Here is a 19,849-nt window from a genome sequence, read left to right as displayed (position 1 = left end):
AAGTGAGCCGCCGTCAGGGCGGAACCCTAAGTGGCCGTTACCGCAGAAACGGATATGTACTCGATCTGATACAACATCCTGGTCGGCCCAGAGGCCGCCATCGGGGGCAAGCCCCCTCCCACAGTTTGATCTGTTTTTGTCATTAAATTGACAGGTGCCTGGAGAGAATGTCCGTTGGTCTCTACGAGCTTGGTTTGTCGCGGTTTTCTTCTATTCTCAATATCAGGGATATCCGCAGGAGTCGCAGGATAGAAACAGCCTCGCCTTTGCGCTGGGGCTGAACACCGATCTACCGAGGGTCGCCGCCATGCCGCGCAACCTTTGCCTTACCCGCCAGTGCCTGGGCCTGGCAACTCGTATCGAATGCTCCATTCGCCCCCTTGCCGGGGAGAATGGGCTGTGGACGTTGTTATTTGCCGCCGGCATGTCGGGCGAGCAGCCTTCCACCGTCAAGTCTCAAGGCCCGTTTCACGGGCCGTTCGTGGCGGAAACCATGTTGGGTTCCATTGTCGACAGCCTGACCCTGCACGGTTACGAGCAGTTGGACGAGCCGCAGATCTGGTGCCTGCACCTGCAGGCCCATCTGCGCCAACTCAACGGCGGCCAGGAGCGATTGGCCCTGTAATTCCGGGCTATTTGCTTTCCGGTTTGTCCAGTTTGACCTCAAAGCCATATTGCACGGTGTTGAGGTCGGTGCGCTGGTAGCTTTCCAGGGTGGTCGGCTGGCCGTAGAAATAATGCACATCAAACAACGCCGTACCGTATTCCTCGGCGCGGTGGCTCACGCCGAGAATTTCCTTGAGGTAGTTGCCGCTCGCGTCCCTGGCGTAGAAACGCCAGCTATCGGCGGGAAACGCTTGCTGGTCGACGATCAGCGCGTTGTCCTTGAGCAACAGACCCTTGGGCAGTTTTCCGACGTCAATCGAGGCCTTTTCGATGGTGGCGAGAAACAAGGGTACCGAGCCGACCACAAACGCCGGGGTTTCCGGGAACAGGTTAAGGTCATAGGTCAGCGTGCCGCTGGCCGCGTTCAGCTCGTAGGCTTCGGTCGGCAACTCGATGGGTTCGCCGCGCTCGCCCTTATCATCTGCGGTGAAAAAGGTGATCGGCGCGGCGCTGTTATTGCGCTCGGCGCCGACCAGATCGTCATTGAAGGTGAAAGGGTGGTCGAACACGATTTTTGCGGCACTGGCATCTTCGGTCGATTGGCTGATGGTTACGCTGTTTTTCAACTGATCTTCAGTCATTGACGCGTCTTTGAGCCAGCTGGCGGCGGCGTCGTCATACACCGTGACCGGCATCGGCAAGGGCTGCACGCTCTGTTGCAGGCTGTTTTTGTCGAAGCGCATCACCGGCAGGTCCAGCGCCTTGCGGGTCACCGTGGCTTTGGAAAAATCCAGTACGTTGACCTGCAGGGTATCGATCACACCGTTGAAATACACTTTGGCGTAATGGCTGGTCTGTGTGTGTTCGAAGGCTTTTTGCGCGTCGGTGAGCTGTTTATCCAACGCTTCGGACCAGGCCTTCTGCTGTTGCAGCTGCGCCAGCTGCTTCTCATAGAACGCCACTTGTGCAGCGCTTTCGTTGATTGAACCTGAGCGGGTGAGAAATTGCCCGGTGCTGTCCCGGGCCTGTACCAGCAGCGGGTTGGGCGAGTCGTCGCCCAGCTCGGTGGCCAGCGGCTCGCTGTTGGTCAGTTCGATTTCGGCGTAATTCTTGCCCAGCGACAGCAGCTTGAGGCTGATATTGCCCTCGGTGCGTGAATGGCCGACGTCGTTTTTTGACAGGTCAAAGGTCAGCACCCTGCCCGGCGCGGCGACCTCAATCGTGCCTTTAAGGCTGACGGGCTGCGGCTGGCTCTTGTTTTCCGTCTCGATGCCCTCGATGAACGGGTAGGTCACCGTCAGGTCGTCGGGGTTGGTCAGGTTGGAGCTGCTGGGACTGAGCTGGATGCCGGGGTCGGTCTCCGACCACTCCGGCTGGAAGGGAATGACTTTGTTGTTGCTCAAGGTTACCGACTCCCACTCCAGGCCATGGGGGAAGGGGAATTGCTCGGGAGCGTTGAACGTGAACGGGAAGACCGGCTGCAAATCCGTCAGGTAGTCGGAATGCGAAGCCCTGCGCAGGACGAACAGGCCGTTGATATAGGTGTCCACCAAGGCCTGGGGGCTGGGGTAATGCTTGAGCAAGACCAGGCTGTCTTCGCCGTATTCGGCCTCGATGGGCTTGGTGTCGAGCTTGATCCGCGCACGTTCCAGCAACAGCAGCGAACCGCCCAGGTCGGCGATGACGTCGCGCAGCTTGGGGTCCTGGATGCTGTCCAGGGACTGTTCGAACGTGGTGGTTTTTTCTTCGAGGGTGGCCTGCTTCTGCTCTTCTTTGGGAGAGCAGCCGCTGGTCATCAGCAACGCCGCGCACAGGCCTAGACTGGCCAAAGGGAATCGCACATCCATTATCTGAGTTTTCCTGTCCGACATCATCGAGCCGAGTGAATGGTCTCGACACTAGCAGAAAAATCCTCTTACAGATGCCACTTGGCGCAGTTTTCTCGCGGTGACAGGCGCCGGGTAGCCACTGGTATACTCGGCGCCATTTTTAGCCAAGCTGTGTGGGATTCAATGGAACGCTTTATCGAAAACACGATGTATGCCGCGCGCTGGCTGCTGGCGCCGATCTATCTGGGTTTATCCCTGGGGTTGCTGATCCTGGCGATCAAGTTTTTCCAGGAAATCATTCACGTGATTCCGAATATTTTTTCCTTGCTGGAATCGGAAGTGATCCTGCTGCTGCTGTCGCTGATCGACATGGCCCTGGTCGGTGGCCTGCTGGTGATGGTGATGATTTCCGGCTACGAGAACTTCGTCTCGCAGCTGGATATCGATGAAAACAAGGAAAAGCTCAACTGGCTGGGCACCATGGACTCTTCGTCGCTGAAGATGAAAGTGGCGGCCTCCATCGTGGCGATTTCCTCCATCCACCTGCTGCGCATCTTCATGGACGCCAAGAACGTCGATCCGCAACACCTGATGTGGTACGTGATCATCCATATGACCTTCGTGGTCTCGGCGTTTGCCATGGGTTATCTGGACAAGCTGACCAAGCACTGATGACGCGCGCCGGCCTTACTGCTCGACGAAGTAGTAGGGCTGGCGGTTGATCTTCATTTGCTTGACCACGGTGACTTTCTGACTGAGCCGGTCGGTCTGATCCAGCAGCGCGACGTTGCCGGGTTTGGCGCTGAGAAAGGCGTGCAATTGGGCCTCGGTCTGCAGAATCGGCAAATAGGCCTGCAGATAGAACACACTGGCGCCGGCGATTCGTTCATTGGGTTGGAACAGCGCCACCTCTTTACCTTCGTCCTGCAGTGTCTGCACCTGACTGATCACCGGCACGAATGACTGGCGCACATCGGCTTTGGGGGCGAACCAGAAGGCGGCGCTGAGGTAGCAGGCGATAGCGAGGGTGAATACACCGCCGATGATCTGTCGGTGGTAGCGGTAGAGTGCCGGTTTGTGTTGTTTGACCCACTCCAGCAGCACCCGCGCATATTCCGCTGCCAGTACGGCGGCCGCCGGAGTCAACGCCATCAAATAGACGGTGCGTTTGCTCGAGGCCAGGGTCAGCAGGGTGAACTGCGCCACCAGCCACACGCTGAAAAACAGACGGTAGCGGTTGCGCACCAGGCTTTTGCGAAAGTGCCACAGGCCCAGGTACACCAGGATGTTCCATGGCAGGAAGGCCTCAGGCAGTTTAACGAGGTAGTAATAGAACGGCTCGTAATGCCCGGCTTCCACAAACGAGCCGCTGAAGCGCCCAACACTGTTGGTCCACAGCACGTCACCGACAGCCTGCATACCGCCGCGCTGAAACAGAAACCCCAACCAGATCAGCAGCGGCACCAGCGCCAGCAGCGTGAACAGCGCCGGCTTGAGCCAGTCGCCGATACGCAGGCGCTTATCCATCAGGCTGGTGCACGCCAGGTAGACAAAAATCACAATCCCCGGCATCGCCAGGCCCAGCACACCTTTGCTCAGCGTGGCGATGACCATCCCCGCCGTGAACAATGCCCACGCCCAGGCGCTGGAACCCTGGCGCTCGGACTCGGGGCGCATTGCCTGATAGAACCCCAGCAACGCTGCAGTCACGCCCAGGGCGAGCAACGAATCCTCACCCACTCCTCGCACATTGCCCCAATAGCTGGCCATGGTCGCCAGGATCAACGCGGCGCTGAATGCCAGCGTTGTGGGCCGCCCGAACCGGCGCAACATCCCGTAGAGCAGCATCACGCTGAACAACCCGGCAAACGCCGATGCCAGGCGTACGGCCCCGGTGCTCGCGCCAAACAGACGAATCGCCCCGGCGTCCAGCCAAAGACTCAGTGGCGGTTTCTCCAGGAAAGGCTCACGAAACAGACGCGGCACCACCCAGTCATTGTCCAGGTGCATGGCCATGGCAATCCCAGAGACGCGCGCCTCGGTGGAGCCTTGCAGTTCATGGTTGCCAAGGGCGAAGAAAAACAGCAAGCCAACGAGCAGGAGCAGCAGGGGAACGGGACGCGTCATTGAGTGGCTACCGGGCAGGGGACCGCTCGGGGGAGCGGGCATGGCTGCCGGCTAGTATAGGGAAGGGTTTCTTAACGGTTCGTGAACGAGTGTAGGGTTTTTGTGCGGTCAGGCGGCGAGAGCTTTACGTACCTGACACGCTAATCCGCGTCCTTGGCAGCAAATAATCTCTTGGCCTGCGCAAAACACTTTTCCGCAATGGCCGAGCGCGGTTCGGTCTTGCGCATCACCATGCCCAGTGGCGCGAGCACGCTGGCGTCCGGCAGGTTGATGAACGCGAGGTTCTCGATCGGACTTTCCAGGCCGCTGTCCAGCGGCATGATTGCGCAGCAGAAGCCTTCGTGGATCGCCTGGAACAGCTGATAGGTTGAATCGCTTTCGAGCATGGGCTGGGGCGCGAGGCCGCGGCTGCGGAAACTCAGGTCAATGGACTTTCGATAGTGCATGCCCGTGCTGATCATCCCCAGGGGCAATTGCGCGGCGTCTTCCCAGCTCATTTCGCTGCCCTCGAAATGGAAGTGACGGGTGTCGTACAGCAGGCCGACACGCGTCTCGCCCAGCTCGAAAAAATCCAGGTAGTTGGCGTTAACGTGGTCCAGGTAACACACACCCAGATCCAGTTGATTGGTGCCCAGCGCCTCGATGATGTTGTCCGAACTCATCGACGTCAGGCTGAACTTGAGCTCGGGAAAGGTGTGGGACAGGCTCTGGATATAGCTGATCGGGTTGAACCCGCTGAGCGGCACCAGGCCCAGGCGCAAGTTACCCACCAACTGACCGCGACACGCGGCCGCCTCGGCGAACAACCCGTCATGGGCGGCGAGCAAGGTCCTGGCCCACGCCAGCACACGCTCACCGGCCTCGGTAAAACCTTCGAAACGCTGGCCCCGGGTGACCAACTCCAGGCCCAACTCCTCCTCCAGATTGCGCAGGCGCATCGACAACGTCGGCTGGGTGATATGGCAGCGCGCAGCCGCCTGGCCGAAGTGACGGGTCTGCTCCAGCGCAATCAGGAATTTGAGTTGTTTTATGTCCATCAAGGTGCCTGCCAGGGAAGAAGTGAAAGGTCTGTCAGAGTGGAATCACCGATTCCTCAGAACTGGCCAACGCACTCGATAACCGGCCGCCAGACAATGCTGGATAGCCCGATCAGCCTTGACGATTAGACAGGCATTTTTCAGTTCAGTACACAGTCGATGGCTTGAAGGACGGGCAGCAGCCCTGCCGTGCGCAGGATGGCAAGGGGTTGAAACCGGGTCGATCAGCCGCCCGTCATGTTCATGAAGCGCACCACCTGCACCTCATCGTCGAGGGTGAAGTTGTGTCGATACGGCTTGAGTTTCATCGACTCGACAATCGCACGCTCCAGGCGTTTCGGTTCGCCCGGATAGCGCCGCAGCACCGCCTTGAGGTCGACCGAATGCTCGTTGCCCAGGCACAGCAGCAACCGGCCCTCAACGGTCAGGCGCACACGGTTGCAGGTCGCGCAGAAGTTGTGACTGTGGGGCGAAATAAAGCCCAGGCGAATATGCGGCGCCTCGGCCAGACGCCAGTAACGCGAAGGCCCCTGCGTCGATTCCGCAGAGTCGATCAGCGTGTAACGTTCGGCGATACGCTCGCGCACCTGCGCACTGGAATAAAACGCCTCGGCACGGCTGTGTTCGCTGATCACCCCCAGCGGCATTTCTTCGATAAAGGATATATCCAGACCACGGTCGATGGCGAAGGCCACCAGGTCGTTGACCTCATGGTCATTGCGACCCTTCATCACCACGCAATTGAGCTTGGTGTGCTCAAACCCCGCAGCATTCGCGGCATCGATACCGGCGATCACCTTGGCCAAGTCACCGGTGCGCGTCAGTTCACGAAAGCGCGTGGGGTCCAGGCTGTCGAGGCTGATATTCAAGCGCTTGAGCCCCGCATCGAACAACGGAGCGGCCAGCTTGCCCAGTTGCGAACCGTTGGTGCTCATGCACAACTCGCGCAGACCGGGGAGCGCGGCGATGCGTCGGCACAGCTCCACCACGCCCTGACGAACCAAGGGCTCGCCGCCGGTCAGACGGATCTTGCGCGTGCCCAGCGCGACGAAACTGTGTGCCAGTTGATACAGCTCTTCCAGCGACAGAATCTGCTGGCGCGGCAGGAACTCCATGTCCTCGGCCATGCAATACACACAGCGGAAATCGCAACGGTCAGTGACGGACATCCTGAGGTAGTCGACCCGGCGCGAAAAGCTATCCATCAGGATTTGATCGGTCATGAGAAACCTCGGCGGCGGCGTCGGGCGCATAACCCTGGCGCTTTAATGGGCGCGTTATCTACGCGAGGCTAGAGTTGTTTTGAGCGTACGTCTAATCAGTATTAGCAACTGAGTGATCGACGGGGTCTATGGGGTGTGGCTGATGGTTTTAGGGGGGGGCGCGGTAGTGGGTGATGAAGGGCTTGGTCAGTCAAGGTTCGATTCCGTCCTGCGGCGAGGGCGCCTCGCTCGCCGCAGGTACGGAGTGATCGTGCTGTCGGTTTCTATGGATTCTCGCCAGATGTCTGCACAGTGAATACCTGAGTTTCCAGCATCCGCTCCAGCAACAACTCACCCAGCACGACCAGTTGCTGAGCCGCCAGCAGCTTGTGGCGGTGTGAGCCTTCGAGTTCAAAGGCCAGATCGGTGGTCATGACGTTCAGCGAGGCGAGGGTTTCACTGGCTTGGACCAGCAGGGTTTCGGCGGGGATGCCTGGGGCGAGGGTGAACAGGGTTGTTGGGGGATTGGGGGTGATCTTTTTCATGATGAAGCTCCCACACTGTTTTAAGAAGCCGCCGCCCCCTGCTGTCAAACAGGATTGGGTGGCAGCTGTACGCGGGTTGACAGACCGGAAGTGTAGGAACCCGGCGCACCCGAAGATGCCCCACGCACAGCCACCATGAACGAGGCGGAACGCGTAGAGCATGCCGTCTTGCCAAGGGGTGTGAAAGGTTACACTTTTCGGCCTGTCAAAGCCGATCGCTGATGAGCAGCGACGTGGAAAAGTTAGCGTGGTGGAGGGGGTTGTGCCAGTTCATTGAAGGCGCGATATGTTGAAGGAAAATTCTGAGGGCCTGTTTGCTGGGCTTTTTGAACGCCGGAAACAACAAAACCCGCACTAGGCGAGTTTTGTCGATGCTTCGAATTGGTGGGCTGGGGTAATTTGAATCAGTTCGTTAAGTTATTGATTTATAAAATTAATAATTATTTTAATTTTTCGTTGGAATACCAATTGGAATACTGCACTCCACTTGACCTCCCGCTTGCATTCGATCTGACCAGCACGCTTCGTAACAATGATTGGCAGTGAACTGCACACAGGCAGAAATCGGCCGATTCTGTTGAAAAAGTCGGGTTCGGTTTCCACGGCAGAAAAGTACGCGTATGAGATTGAAATCCGTTCTTTGCGCAAAAGGTTCAGGGCTCAGATTTGACGTAGCAACGCGTAAAAATGGCTTTTTCACTGATCAATGTATAGGCAGCCACGCCGGGGCGACTTTTTCAACAGAATCGGCTGGGAGCAGTCAGTGGACATTATGATGGCAAAACGATAGCCTAAAGCTAGAAATGCTCGAAAAGGATCAAGTCGCCTATGTCGTGTTTGGATGCGACATAGCATGTCGCCTGATTTTAGCTAGGGTGAGTCAATGCAGTACATGGATGGAACATGATCGATCTCGGAGCCACAGATTTTTATATTGACGTACCGAGCCTGCCACGGCTTGAGTTCGAAAGATATTCGACTAAGTTGTTCGATGAGTGGGAGGCGTATGTCGAGCAAGTATTAAAAATTCCAGATTACTCGCTTGCGCTTGAAGTTGAAGAGGGTTCAATAAAAGGTGGGGCGAAAATTGCCACAGCACTTTGCGCACTTTATATTGGTATAGGCCAATACGGATCGTTCATATCTGGACTTCAAACAATACAAGGCCAAATAAGCTCAATAGGCGATTTTCTGGCTACTCATGCGACCATGCCTTTCTCTTCTGGTAAAGTTAAACCAAGAATTAAAAAGCATAATGGTTCTCTAGGTGAGTTGCAAAAATTGTTCTTTAAAATTCAGCAAGGAAAAATTACGGCTGAGCAAGCAATGCTTGAGGCTGAAGTGATGTTCGGCGACGAAGCGAAATCCGAGCCAGACTTCATGGATGAAATGAAAAATTCATTCGAAAATACGCCTCTACTAGCAAAGCAATTAAACTTGCCTCTAAACGCTTTTGAGCAAGATGTGTTTCTACAAATCAACAATAAAAAGCGCCAGCCGCGCTCACCGCGCCCTAGGCCAGAACCACCTATTGGCCAACAATTTCGCGTAGAGGTTTGGCGCGACTCAAAAAAAGAGAAAAGAAAGGTGCGTGTAATGCAGTTGTGAAACATCGTGTCAGCCTAACAACTAGATAAAATGGCTAACGTAGCTTGCTGGGACGGGACTGATAAAGGAAACGAATTTATTTTCAAAAAATAAATTCATCACCTTTATTATCTCTTTTTTATCCTGTTTTAGATGCATAATCTATGATTGCTTAAAAATATTCTTTGAGCCAGCTATAGCGAATGGCCAGTTTGCTATTTTTATTTGATTTATGCAGGTCGTATTGCAAGCAAATGTATTCAAAAGCCTGCTCATAAAAGTATTTGCCTGCGTCACGTAAAATGCTGGCTTTAAATTCTTCCCCTAAGTAATCAATAAAGGGGTAGCCGTCTCGGTCTATGGCGGTCATGTTTATGCATTTTACAGCCAAGTTGTGATTGTATAGCTTATATTTGTCCACACCGTTCGTGGTTTCTTGGAGTTGACGATTAAGATAGTCCAATGTGTGCTGGCCGACAACTATTCTAGGATATTGCGCCACGTTACTTTCGAGAATATAGCTGTTTGCAACCACTGCGCCATAAAGCTCATTGTCGTGAAGCTCTACACCCCATGAGGTTTCTATGGCGCCTCTGATTGGATTTCGATTTGCTAAACCTAGCAGGCACAAGGTCCCGGCGAGCATGAATATATCATAAACTGCATTCATCGGGCATTTAGAGTGTTCGGAATCCACAGGATGATAGAAAACCAAACCATCGGACCAGCGTTGCTGTTTTGCTCTCGGCGACTTCATCTCATCATAAAGCTTCTGGTCGTCGGGTCCAAAATTGTCTCTAAAACTTGTTTGGCTACTTGTTTCAGCCATGAAAAACTCGGCGTTTTTTTGTAAGGATGCTATGGCACCTACTGACTTACGTACTTCAGGCATGAACGCCTCTTGACTGCCCGCGTCCGTAAACGAGCGCATTAAATTTTGGCCTTTGAGAGCGTCCCTCTGTCCCAGCAAATCAATAAAGCAGGCGCAGTAATCTGTAACTTTTAAATCTTTGTCATTCATAGATAACCTTGGAGCATTGACCCGGTTAGAGAGGAATGATTTTTACGTATGGATGCAGGCGATTGTTATTTTAATTAAATTGCGTTTTGTGTTTTCTTTGCTATTTAAGCGAACATTGCTGCGAACTCCTCAGGCAAATAGCCATAGGTATGTTTGCCATAAGCCCACAGAAATACCAATAAGCATGCTCAGAAATCCAATTGTTTTTAAGGGGCGCCCCTCAAATAATTTATCAATCATGACTCCAAAGCCACGCGAGGCGGTATGCAATTTTCCGCTAATTAGTTTTTTCATTATGGAGCTAAAAAAACCGATTTTTGAAAGTGTCGAATTATGCATTCGAATGAATTCTTTGTTTTCAAAAGCCGCAATTTCCTCCTCGCCATTCAGGAAGTGTCTAGGGATACCTCCATTCAGCTCCATCAGAGACTTCATTTTTGGATGACTAGCATAGTTTGACCCATACCGATCTGAGATGAGGTCATTTAGATTTAGTCGGCGCTCAACAGGTATCACCGAAGCGTCGCGACCACCTAATGCACGATATCTATGCTCTAAATGCTCAAATCCGTAAGTTAAATTGCGCATATTCCAATGGACCCAATACTTATCTCTGCGATCTCGAACGAATCGATAAAAACCTGAAAGTAGCTCTAGCTCGATTGCGTCAAAATTCTGTATGACGTCTTCACGGGCGATATGCAGCTCTTCAGCTATTGAGTGCGTTGAAAAACTTACAGCTTGGCCTGTTGCATAATGACTAATTGCAATAGAAGTGATTCGGGGAGAAAGTGCGTCATTATCGTCATACAAACTTTGGCAGGAGTAGTGTATCAAGAAAAAATTCTGAGGGCTTTTTCTTACTTCTCTTATGAAGGTGCTACTATCTATTATGCTCATCATTCTTCCTTGGAAAACTGCTTAACCTACTAAACTATCTTCATGATGGCGTAAGGCTTGCGCTTGAGCAACTGTGTACCTTCGTTTCTCATCGAGTGACTCGGGCTACTGATCTTGGCTCGGGAATACAAATCGAGTTGTCGCCTTGAAGACTGCTTCCAGACTGGGGCGGCCTCAGCGTAGGAATGTCCACAGCCGATTCTGTTGAAAAATTCGGTCTGCCCAAGCTGCCTGATCATTGACTAGTGAAAACGCCTTGTTTGCACGCTGCTACGTGAAGTCCGAGTCCGAAGGCCTCTGCCAAAAGTAAATATTTCAATCTCGGACGCATACTATTTTGATACGCAAACAATGGCCGATTTTTTCAACAAAATCGGGTCGAAAGCGGTCCCTCGCGATCGGCAGGTTTAGCTGCGAGATTTTCACGAGCCTGAGCCCTGGTCGTTGTCAGGAGTGATTGGCTGCGTACGGATTGCGTACGGCCCGGCGCTGAGGGCGCCACCGGGGCGCAAAGATTTTTCGGCGGTACACGCCAATAAACGTAGACGTCCACCGCCAGGATCATGGGAGCTCTAGGTATTCGGGATTCCAGCGTTGCAGGCAGAACTTGATGATTTTCTTCCCGCGTGCGTCGATGGAGTTGGCACCCCATTTGCCATTGATAATGAAACTGTCCAGTTCGTTCTGGGTCTTGTAGGGGGCCTTCTTGAAGTAATTGGAGTTCTTCACTTGGATGTTGCTGTTGCCTTTCGACGAGTTGGCGGAGGCGGGGTCGAAGGTCAGGTTGCCGAGCCGGTTGATATGGTCTTCTAGGAACGTTTCATTCAGGGTCGGAAGTATAGAGGCGTTGCGGACAATACCCAGCGCTTCGGGGTTTTGCGCAGCGATGTGTTCTATCGTCAGGTTGGTGCGCCTAGTGGCGTCTCTGTACTCACGCTCCGACATATCGGCGCAGATGGGTTGTTCTGTCTGGCGGAGATGGTTTTCATACTTCCAGAACAGATAGCTCATGTCCTTGGAGTGCATGTACTCATAGAAGTTGGTGTACTGCAGATTTTCCTTGAAGAACTTGTTGGAACTGTGGTGGTTGAGCAGGGCAGTGAGCTTGTCGAACAACGGGGTGAATTTACCCGCAAAATCCCTTGCCGCGCCGAATAGTGCCGGCTGGCCGGTATTCGAACGCGCCTGTTGAATCGAGAAGACACGGAAGCTGTACATCTCCAGGTACTTGCAGGTCAGGTCGAAGTTAGCCTTGGTGGGCGAGGTGTCCAGTTTGTAAGCCTTGATCAGCAGCGGGTAGAAGGTGCCGAGGCGGTCCAGGCAGACAAGGTCTCTGAAGCCCTCGCTTTGCGACTGCATCAGCAGCCTGAGGATGGTGAAGCTTTCCTTCAGCTCTTTGCTGAAGCGATCGATGAAGCTCAGGGCTTCATCCTTTTTGTTGGAATTGATGAGCGGGTTGATCTTGTTGCGGATGTAGTTGACCGGTTGCTGATAGTCGCTCTTGTCGCTCCACTTTTCGAACGCAATGCAGTGGTATTGGAGCGCCGAGTCCTCCGACAGTTTTTCATCGAATTGCTCGAGTTCCCGATAGATTTCCGTAAAGCGCTCCTGAATGGAGCGAAGGTGGATGTCGACGTCCTCACCGGTGGCCAGGTAAGTCTTGTACATAAGGAAGCTCTTGATCTTCTCCAGGTGGGTCAGGCCTTTACCACGATCATTGGTGGTCTCGAAGATAAGCGTTGCTTCCGCCGTGTCTTTCACAGAGTACGTCAGGACTTTGGTGTGCGAGTCCAGCTTGGTCTTCAGCTCCAGCAGTTCGTCGACCGACTTTTTCGCCAGCGCTTCGGCAAAGAATCGTTTGGCGCTGTACAGCCGGCGCTGTGACGGTGTCGTGATGTAGTCCGCACCATCCTGATCTTCGAGGATGTAGTCCTGGAAGAAGTCGTTGTCGGGAGAAATGGCGTTGAGTTTGCTGCGGTTCCGACTCTTGATGTAGGTTTCCGTGACCAGATCGAGCCCTTTGTCCACGAACTCCTCGGCGCCCAGTCGATTCACCAGTTCGTCAAGCAAGGCTTTCATGAAGATGATGATAGTGGTGATGCGCTGTTGGCCATCCACCACGTCAATGACATCATAGCCTTGCATCTTTTCATCCCGCTCTTGGAACAGGATGGTGCCCAGGAAGTAATCGCGGCCCAGCGACTGGTTCTCTATGTCTTCAAGGAAGTCCGGGAGCTGGCGGGTCTTGTCCCACGCGTATGCCCGTTGATAGTCAGGAATGCTGAATACCTTTCTTCCATCGAAAAGCTCCTTGAGTTTCTTTTGTCCATTTTCCATTTGGGTATCTCGGCGGGGAGGGAAGTAGCGTCATGATATCAAAGTGCTTTTATCTAAGCAGATGCCTCTACCTACTGTAAAGCAGGGCGGCGAAGGCAGGGTGGTGCTGTCGGCAAATCTGAGGTCGTTATTCCTCGATTGCTGCACCATTAAGTTGTGGCCGCTTTCGGCCTGTCACGACTAACCGGTCTGGTTGTTTTTTGCCATTGCCGCGGTGATTTTCGAGCAGATTTATCCGCAAGAGAATATCCACGTTGAGATAGATGAAGACGGACAAGCGAGCCTGGAAGGCTGCCTACTCACGATTCGAGCGTCAGATCAGCATTTCTCGGTCATTCCCTAATCGTTTCCAGATCAATAAGATGGTGAGTCGATAATAATACCGGGTGGCGTCGGAACGGTCTTTCAGGTGCTTAGTGAAAAACCAGCGTATATGCTTGAGCTGTCAAGTCCAGGGATTATCTCGCCGCCATCGCTGTTGAATGGCCGCTTGCATGCTTCGGGCTTGCCATAGGTGGTGTTGCTGAGTGGCCTTCGAGCCGGTCAGTACGCCACTAAGGAACAGCGTTATATCGAAGGGCTTAGTCACGCTCGACCTCCAATGTAGGCCGACACCACATCGATCCGGTTATGCCCAAGTTCAACGCTGATCTGTTGTCGCGCTTGTTGATCAAGGTCGCGGTCCATGCGATAGCAGTGACCGCCATTGACCGGTGCGGCGTGGCCAGTTAGCTGCTCGTAACGTTCGCAGGCGTAGGCCGCTCGCAGTTCATGGAAACCCTTCAGTCCGTGTTCATGCAGCGTTTCGCGGGCGGGGAGCACGGTCTGTTGCAGGAACGCGGCGTAGCTTTCGTCTCGGGTCAGCAAGTTGCGACTGCGGGCGGCGACGCATGACGAGCCAACGCCAGTGCCGTTTTCACCGCTTCATTGGCCAGAGCCCATCGCGGCGCGGAAGCGCCTTGATTGCACTGGATTCCAGGCACAAAAAAAGACGTCCGCGGACGTCTTTAGATGTTGAATTGGTGGAGCCGGGGGGATTAAAGATTTATGCATAAGTTATTGTTTTAAAAGAGTTTATTTAAAGACTAATTATTAAGTGCCCCCATAAATGCCCCCGTGCACGTATTTCCGATGAGCGGCTATTTAAGGAGTTGAACTGGCGTCCTGAATCTCGTTTGCGACCGGGCGAGGCCATTCAACCACCGGGAGCATTTAATAGAGTCGGTCGTGTACAGCACAACCTCGGTTAGCTGGCCAGAAGGGTTTGATGCCCAGCTCAGACCGGTTGCTGGGTAGATGTCAGGTCACGCAGTTGGGTTTTTTCAGCGGCAGCACACCATGGGCTCATCTAAGACGATTTGAGCTGAGGTGCGGTATGAGACACTCGATGGTTACCTGCCACAACTGTGGCAAAGCGATGGTTCCGAGAGCGTCATATAGCCGTGGTTTCTGGGGGTATTCGCCTTCGTCCAATCATTGCCCCTTTTGCCTGAGTGAGAACTGGCACGGCGGAAATCCAGCGTTAGGGGCTCGGCTGTTCGCGTTGGTAGGCCTAGCTCTTGGTGTTCTGGCCTGCGTATTGGTGGGGGCTCTTCTGTTCAAGGTGCAGTGGTGGCTTGGTGTCGAAGGACAGTGGTCTCTATTGACGCTTGGCACATGTGCTGTGTCGGTTACCGCGGGATACCATTTTTACAACTGGTTTGCTGATTGCTGACCGGTGATCGTGCTGTGGAAGGCAGCAATCGGCCGAGGCTGTGTAAAAACGTTTTTGAGCACGTCAGGTGCTCAAAACTGGACTGGAAATCGCGTTTCTACGCGAAATCCACATCTGCAGACGTGCCGATAAATTTCAGATTTAACGTAGACGCGGACACTTCAATTTTGGCGAAGCGTTTTTACACACTCTGGGCCAGAAGCGGACTCTCGACCAAGTACAGCTAACGACCCATAGTGGCCCCTTGCAATGGATATCAATCAGGCCAAAGATGGCTTTGAATCGGGATAATTTCCGACTGCCCCGTTGAAAGCGTCATGGCTGTCGATCCTGTCACTGATGACCTTTTCACTGAGACACCGGCCGGTCCCGTCGACGACCGAAAAAACAGCTACTACCCCGAGCGTATGAGCCGGGCGCGGGAGGTTAGGAAGACAGCGAAAATATTTATAAATTAGCCTCCCGCCAACTAGAAAAATCATAGAAGATTAAAAATGGCTAAAGATAAGAAAATTGACATAGCGGCAGTTAGCAAACGTCTAGAGCATTTGATTCCAAGGTACATCGACTCACTCGCGAACGAGGGCAATGAGGACTACCAGGGGGCGTTCGAAATTTTCGAATTTGATGAGCCCTTACTCAAAGCCCTTACAAAAACAACATACGCGGCTAAACACCTAGATTATGATTTTTTTATGGGCCTCATACATTCAGTAATTGTCAATTATGGAATACATGACCCCGAGGAAGCTGCCACAGCCATCAGCGACTACGTTGAATCCACAAACGATCGCCGTGACTGGGTTGCGGTTTTTCCTTACATATTCAACAATCCTCTACGTGACTTCCCGCTTGGCAAAGATAAGGATCTTGATCTCAAATTCGGAGCATTCACGGTAAAAACAAAGTCTCATGAATTCGAGAGCCTAGAAAAAATACTTCAAGCTGAGTTCAAGCTCACGAGCGTCTCTAGAACTGATCATCAGCACCAGACGTACCAAGGGAGCGGATCAATTAATAAGTGCCCGCTAATAATGTTTGAGGTGCATGGGGCGGAGGATGCAGCGTTTCACTATGGAAGATGGAAGCTGAAATACTTTACAAACTTACTTGAGGTATATGGAGTTTTGGCGGGCTGTAAAGGTGGTGGATGGGCAAGCAATGAAATTGATACAAACCATGTGTTCCTCATAAATAAAGTGACAGGAGGAATAGAGCGCTCCCCACTTACCGTATCCACTAGGATTAACCTCTGTCCGGATAGCGGCTTTTATGATTCTCTGGATGAGGAATTTAGCGTCTACTCCAACATGATCACAAGCCACAATGACAAACTTTTCGCAAGACTCAAAAGCGCCCTTAATTTCTTTTCGCGTGCGCTGAACGGCACCGACAGAGTACTGGGGTTTATCTCATATGTTATCGCAATCGAAGCCATATTTTCCCGAGACAAGCATACACCCATTAGAATTACGCTCGCTGAGTATATCGCGCTACTCTGCTACCCTCGCGAAGAGAGAGTAGGCATTTATAAAGATATAAAAAAAATATACGACACTCGATCTGCACTTGTTCACACTGGCAAAATCGATATTGATGTAGAACTAATTAAGAAGACCGAAACGATTGCAGCCAAAACCATACTGCATACTTTCCGACTTTATCATAAATTGAATTCGTCAGGCCAAGGCAACATCGAAGATCGTTTTTTCGATCATCTTCGTGATTTAAGACTAGGCGTTTCCACCAGCAGCGAGTGAACTCGTTACTTCAGGCACTGCATGTGGTTACTCACGTGCATTCTGAAGTTCACTTCGAGAAATGAAAGAGAGAAGCTACGCTCCCCCGTTTCAAATGCTAGGTAAGGAACGACAGAAACCGACTCATGGCCGACTCTAAATGTCTGCTTATGGCCGAATGCTGCCTGTCACGATGGGCCGCAGTCGGCCAATTGCGGATGCTCAATCCTTGGCCGCTTCCGACGTAAGTCAGCCATCCTAAGCCGTCCGAAAGCGCCCTGAACGGCTACATCTCTTCATCCAATTTGAATATTTCGAAGACAATTTCCTTGTGAGCGAAGCGCGCCCGCCATGTTTCAATTTCCGCTGGTAACTGGTCTATCCAATCACGTCGATTTGAAAAGTAACGAACCACGCGCTGATCTATGAAGGCACAGCACATGCGGGAATTCTCGCCGAACATTACGATTGATTCCATATCTGTATAGAGGCCTGCGACTCCACCGGTGATTCCGTCACACATCCGTGGTCGTATGTTTCCCCTATGTGGATGTCACCTGTACAAATGTGGAGTCGATCGATTTGTTCCCCAATGAGGCCGTATAGGCGTGCCAGGTCAGCTCTGTTATGAGCCCATGCTCGAACCACGGCTCGGGTTGATTTTGGTAAGCCTCCTCCTGTTTATGAGACTCTCAAAATGGTAGTCCGTCTTCGCGCTTTGTAAGGGATACGTCGAAGGCGTCGGCCCCGGTTTGCAGTTCTTCGAGTGTCATGGTGTCGAGGCCAAAACGATGCACGGAAATGCCGGTCACAACTTCAAAATACAGCCCTTCGGTATTCTTCAGACCAAGATGACAAATTGTCTGTAGCGTTGGGATGAGATCTCTACCACTCCAATCCAGTTGGACCATCTCTCCCGGCTCAAGACGGGCTGGAAATACCCCTCTGTTCCGATCCGAAAGCGCATGCTTCAATGAGCTACATTTTCCACCGTGACCTATTCTGAGGTCCATTACCGTGCAGCTCCTCAGTCCCTTGCATGCTATGTGGAGCGTGAGCCATGCCATACTTGGCTCTTGGGTCAACATAACCTGCTCACTGTCTCTGGCCAGCTGGAATCTCTCGCTTCGTTGTACCATGTACAGGCTAGCGATAACCGCCAACAGCGCGCCCACTCCCGACACCCAATCCCCAACACTTCCCCAGTCTGGAACGAATCGCACTGTTGACTGCGGGTTTAGGTTTATACCAGCTGTCAGCCCAGCAAATGCTGACAAGGCACAGAGAACGAGAACCCCGACAACTACAGCGACAACCCTCATTGGCACTTACCTGATTATGGAAAGGTGCGGATTATATGGCAGGGCTCGCTCACTGGCGTAGCTCGGACGCAGCGAAAGCCCCTGTATGGTGGTGATCGTTTCCGCATTTTTAGGTCGTTTCCGCAACCTGAAGGTCAAATGCGATTCCTGTGCTCAGAAGCACTTCGCTTTCGTTGGCAAAATGCATGTAAACTGCGTCGCAAAATCGGGGGGACGCAAGCGTATGCTGGGCGTTTCTTAGAAGGTGGTTCGAGTCCTCCCCCCCTGACCCATTTTTTAGAAGGTATGACTTATTTCTAAGGTACATCTGTCTTGGAAGGTGCTTGTTGAACCTATGCAAAACGGCATTGAGTATACAAGTAGCTGTAGCCTTTTTAATGTGCTACAAGGAAAAATGTTTGTCAGAAAGATGGGCGGGGTTTCATTTTTTCCGATAGCACCTAAGACCTTAGATCCAACGATAGTTTTTTATAATGCCATTAAGCCAGCCATGCGCGACAATGGCTTCTCAGGGAAAAAATTCCCCCTTAAATATGACAATGGTTCTGGCGCGCCAGAAGCAATTAATATAAATATACATACTTACTCAGCCAGGGTTGTTGTTTTACTGGTTTCTAAGTTGATTGTACAGCGTGAAGGAGTCGCTACCAGCCTTCTAGTACTGCAAGATATGGAGTCTCATCCGGGGCTTCACAATCTAGTTAAAGCTGTTTGTTCTGTGATTTGCTTCGGACACGGAAGGTCTGATTATAAAAGTTTTTCTCCAAAAGTTTATCCAGTGGCAGTTTATGAAAAGAGCCTAGGTGAAGCTTCTATTTCGGATGTGGTGGCTGTTGAGGCCTTAACTCGTCATAGAAATCCCAGAGCTCGAATAATTGAAGATATTTTGAAGAAAAACATCGATCATCAGGTCGATGAAAACAGTATCCTCATCGACCGCCAGGGCATATTTGCTAGATATGCCTATGAGTTCGGTGATGAAAGAAATAACGAAAGAAAAATGGAAAGCGTGCATTGCCTTTTTGAAGTGGGCTTAGCGCTTTTTGAAATATTTTCTAGCGGTAAATATCGCGATCTGGACAAGATTGAACTGGATTTTATTAAGATCCTGATTTCTTCACCCGACATTGTATTTATTAAAAGCGTTACGGCCTATAAAACATGGGTTCTGATTGCAGATGAGTTTAAGTTAAAAAGGTTGTTTGAGACAGCAGTTGATCTGTCTGTTGCGGAGCCGGCAACATGCGTACATCCTCCGATGAAAAAGGAGTGGTCACCTATGCGCACATGGACTATGAGCATTGTAAGTACTCTACTTTTAGGTGTTGTCACCTACTTTTCTCCTGAACTCTACAAGGAATACATAGATTCAAAAGAAAGGGTAGAGATTCTTTCACCTAAAGATGGTGCGTCTCTATCTGCTCCGTCGGGAGAAGTGATTTTGTCTTGGACTGAAGTCAAAAAACAGGCTGAGTCTATTGTGATGGTCGAAAAACTTTCTGGTGACGGTAAGTGGCTTCCAGCGTCTCATGCGGCGGGCCGCTATGTTACTCAAGATAATAAAATGGTTTTTGAGGTCGTAGAATTAGGTGCTTTTAGATGGAGAGTCTCTATCGAAGATTCCCGTGATTCTGAGATTGGTAATTCGAAGTGGCACTTCTTTTCGATTATTTCAAAAGATCGAAAAGTGAGCAAGTGACCTCTGGTTTTTATTTGTTAGCCTTCTCTTGGTTTTATAACCGGAAATGTGAAAAACAAAACCGCGGAAACGGGACGGATTTACTTTCAGGCAATAAATCCGTTCCGTTTATGTCCGTCTCGTTTATGTCTATCGCAATCAACCCGTAGCTGTCCTTCGCCTAGGTAAGCTTATCTCAAGTTTT

Annotated in this window: 14 protein-coding genes and 2 pseudogenes; 5 read left to right on the top strand and 11 right to left on the bottom strand. The window is 51.9% G+C overall.

Annotated elements, in window-relative coordinates; genetic code table 11:
• The first annotated feature begins 307 nt into the window (after positions 1-307).
• Entirely contained in the window at positions 308-625 is a 318-nt protein-coding gene (locus tag BFP90_RS17955; RefSeq protein WP_065897618.1) for a PA4575 family protein, read from the top strand.
• A gap of 7 nt (positions 626-632) precedes the next feature.
• Here BFP90_RS17955 and BFP90_RS17950 read toward each other — a convergent pair whose 3' ends face one another.
• Positions 633-2,453: a hypothetical protein gene (locus tag BFP90_RS17950; RefSeq protein WP_065892218.1), complete on the bottom strand. Its 1,821-nt coding sequence runs from the start codon at positions 2,451-2,453 to the stop codon at positions 633-635.
• 165 nt (positions 2,454-2,618) lie between these two features.
• Between BFP90_RS17950 and BFP90_RS17945 the strand changes: the two genes are divergently transcribed.
• Positions 2,619-3,107, top strand: coding sequence for a TIGR00645 family protein (locus BFP90_RS17945; protein ID WP_057724985.1), 489 nt, complete (start codon positions 2,619-2,621; stop codon positions 3,105-3,107).
• Between the two features lie 15 nt (positions 3,108-3,122).
• On the opposite strand, the gene BFP90_RS17940 is transcribed toward BFP90_RS17945, so the two are convergent.
• The 4 genes from BFP90_RS17940 to BFP90_RS17925 form a co-directional block, all read right to left on the bottom strand.
• Entirely contained in the window at positions 3,123-4,562 is a 1,440-nt protein-coding gene (locus tag BFP90_RS17940) for an ArnT family glycosyltransferase (protein ID WP_065883868.1), read from the bottom strand.
• 140 nt (positions 4,563-4,702) lie between these two features.
• Positions 4,703-5,599: a LysR family transcriptional regulator gene (locus BFP90_RS17935; RefSeq protein ID WP_065897617.1), complete on the bottom strand. Its 897-nt coding sequence runs from the start codon at positions 5,597-5,599 to the stop codon at positions 4,703-4,705.
• 224 nt (positions 5,600-5,823) lie between these two features.
• Complete coding sequence (gene moaA / locus BFP90_RS17930; protein WP_065897616.1) at positions 5,824-6,822, bottom strand: GTP 3',8-cyclase MoaA; 999 nt, start codon at positions 6,820-6,822, stop codon at positions 5,824-5,826.
• A 263-nt stretch (positions 6,823-7,085) separates the two neighbouring features.
• On the bottom strand, positions 7,086-7,346 hold the full coding sequence (locus tag BFP90_RS17925) for a DUF6124 family protein (RefSeq protein ID WP_065897615.1): 261 nt from the start codon (positions 7,344-7,346) through the stop codon (positions 7,086-7,088).
• 903 nt (positions 7,347-8,249) lie between these two features.
• Between BFP90_RS17925 and BFP90_RS17920 the strand changes: the two genes are divergently transcribed.
• On the top strand, positions 8,250-8,954 hold the full coding sequence (locus tag BFP90_RS17920; protein WP_065897614.1) for a hypothetical protein: 705 nt from the start codon (positions 8,250-8,252) through the stop codon (positions 8,952-8,954).
• Positions 8,955-9,105: 151 nt separating this feature from the next.
• On the opposite strand, the gene BFP90_RS17915 is transcribed toward BFP90_RS17920, so the two are convergent.
• The 5 genes and pseudogenes from BFP90_RS17915 to BFP90_RS17895 all read right to left on the bottom strand — a co-directional run.
• A complete protein-coding gene (locus BFP90_RS17915; RefSeq protein ID WP_065897613.1) occupies positions 9,106-9,954 on the bottom strand; it encodes a hypothetical protein in 849 nt (282 codons plus the stop codon).
• Between the two features lie 129 nt (positions 9,955-10,083).
• Positions 10,084-10,854: a hypothetical protein gene (locus BFP90_RS17910; protein WP_065897612.1), complete on the bottom strand. Its 771-nt coding sequence runs from the start codon at positions 10,852-10,854 to the stop codon at positions 10,084-10,086.
• 561 nt (positions 10,855-11,415) lie between these two features.
• Positions 11,416-13,191 (bottom strand): DUF262 domain-containing protein, encoded by a 1,776-nt coding sequence (locus BFP90_RS17900; RefSeq protein ID WP_065897610.1) that lies wholly within the window; start codon positions 13,189-13,191, stop codon positions 11,416-11,418.
• Positions 13,192-13,504: 313 nt separating this feature from the next.
• Positions 13,505-13,780, bottom strand: a pseudogene (locus BFP90_RS29265) (hypothetical protein).
• Positions 13,777-14,150 (bottom strand): annotated as a pseudogene (locus BFP90_RS17895) (integrase); the annotation flags it as partial. The pseudogenes BFP90_RS29265 and BFP90_RS17895, both read right to left, overlap by 4 nt.
• A 1,249-nt stretch (positions 14,151-15,399) precedes the next feature.
• Between BFP90_RS17895 and BFP90_RS17890 the strand changes: the two are divergent.
• The gene (locus BFP90_RS17890) at positions 15,400-16,665 is read left to right on the top strand and encodes a HEPN domain-containing protein (protein ID WP_065897609.1); all 1,266 of its coding nucleotides are present in this window, start codon (positions 15,400-15,402) and stop codon (positions 16,663-16,665) included.
• A gap of 671 nt (positions 16,666-17,336) precedes the next feature.
• Here BFP90_RS17890 and BFP90_RS29260 read toward each other — a convergent pair.
• Positions 17,337-17,657, bottom strand: a complete 321-nt coding sequence (locus tag BFP90_RS29260; protein ID WP_242461034.1) for a hypothetical protein — start codon at positions 17,655-17,657, stop codon at positions 17,337-17,339.
• A gap of 643 nt (positions 17,658-18,300) precedes the next feature.
• Here BFP90_RS29260 and BFP90_RS28415 point away from each other — a divergent pair.
• Complete coding sequence (locus BFP90_RS28415) at positions 18,301-19,665, top strand: hypothetical protein (RefSeq protein ID WP_141688983.1); 1,365 nt, start codon at positions 18,301-18,303, stop codon at positions 19,663-19,665.
• Positions 19,666-19,849 lie beyond the last annotated feature (184 nt).

Source organism: Pseudomonas sp. 24 E 13 (assembly GCF_900004715.1).
Taxonomy (GTDB): domain Bacteria; phylum Pseudomonadota; class Gammaproteobacteria; order Pseudomonadales; family Pseudomonadaceae; genus Aquipseudomonas; species Aquipseudomonas orientalis_A.
This window is presented reverse-complemented; position numbering and strand designations above follow the sequence as displayed.

Coding starts and splice junctions, on each gene's coding strand:
- BFP90_RS17955 (WP_065897618.1), top strand. CDS start 308: ATGCCGCGCAACCTTTGCCTTACCCGCCAGTGCCTGGGCCTGGCAACT.
- BFP90_RS17950 (WP_065892218.1), bottom strand. CDS start 2,453: ATGGATGTGCGATTCCCTTTGGCCAGTCTAGGCCTGTGCGCGGCGTTG.
- BFP90_RS17945 (WP_057724985.1), top strand. CDS start 2,619: ATGGAACGCTTTATCGAAAACACGATGTATGCCGCGCGCTGGCTGCTG.
- BFP90_RS17940 (WP_065883868.1), bottom strand. CDS start 4,562: ATGACGCGTCCCGTTCCCCTGCTGCTCCTGCTCGTTGGCTTGCTGTTT.
- BFP90_RS17935 (WP_065897617.1), bottom strand. CDS start 5,599: ATGGACATAAAACAACTCAAATTCCTGATTGCGCTGGAGCAGACCCGT.
- moaA (WP_065897616.1), bottom strand. CDS start 6,822: ATGACCGATCAAATCCTGATGGATAGCTTTTCGCGCCGGGTCGACTAC.
- BFP90_RS17925 (WP_065897615.1), bottom strand. CDS start 7,346: ATGAAAAAGATCACCCCCAATCCCCCAACAACCCTGTTCACCCTCGCC.
- BFP90_RS17920 (WP_065897614.1), top strand. CDS start 8,250: ATGATCGATCTCGGAGCCACAGATTTTTATATTGACGTACCGAGCCTG.
- BFP90_RS17915 (WP_065897613.1), bottom strand. CDS start 9,954: ATGAATGACAAAGATTTAAAAGTTACAGATTACTGCGCCTGCTTTATT.
- BFP90_RS17910 (WP_065897612.1), bottom strand. CDS start 10,854: ATGAGCATAATAGATAGTAGCACCTTCATAAGAGAAGTAAGAAAAAGC.
- BFP90_RS17900 (WP_065897610.1), bottom strand. CDS start 13,191: ATGGAAAATGGACAAAAGAAACTCAAGGAGCTTTTCGATGGAAGAAAG.
- BFP90_RS17890 (WP_065897609.1), top strand. CDS start 15,400: ATGGCTAAAGATAAGAAAATTGACATAGCGGCAGTTAGCAAACGTCTA.
- BFP90_RS29260 (WP_242461034.1), bottom strand. CDS start 17,657: ATGGACCTCAGAATAGGTCACGGTGGAAAATGTAGCTCATTGAAGCAT.
- BFP90_RS28415 (WP_141688983.1), top strand. CDS start 18,301: ATGCAAAACGGCATTGAGTATACAAGTAGCTGTAGCCTTTTTAATGTG.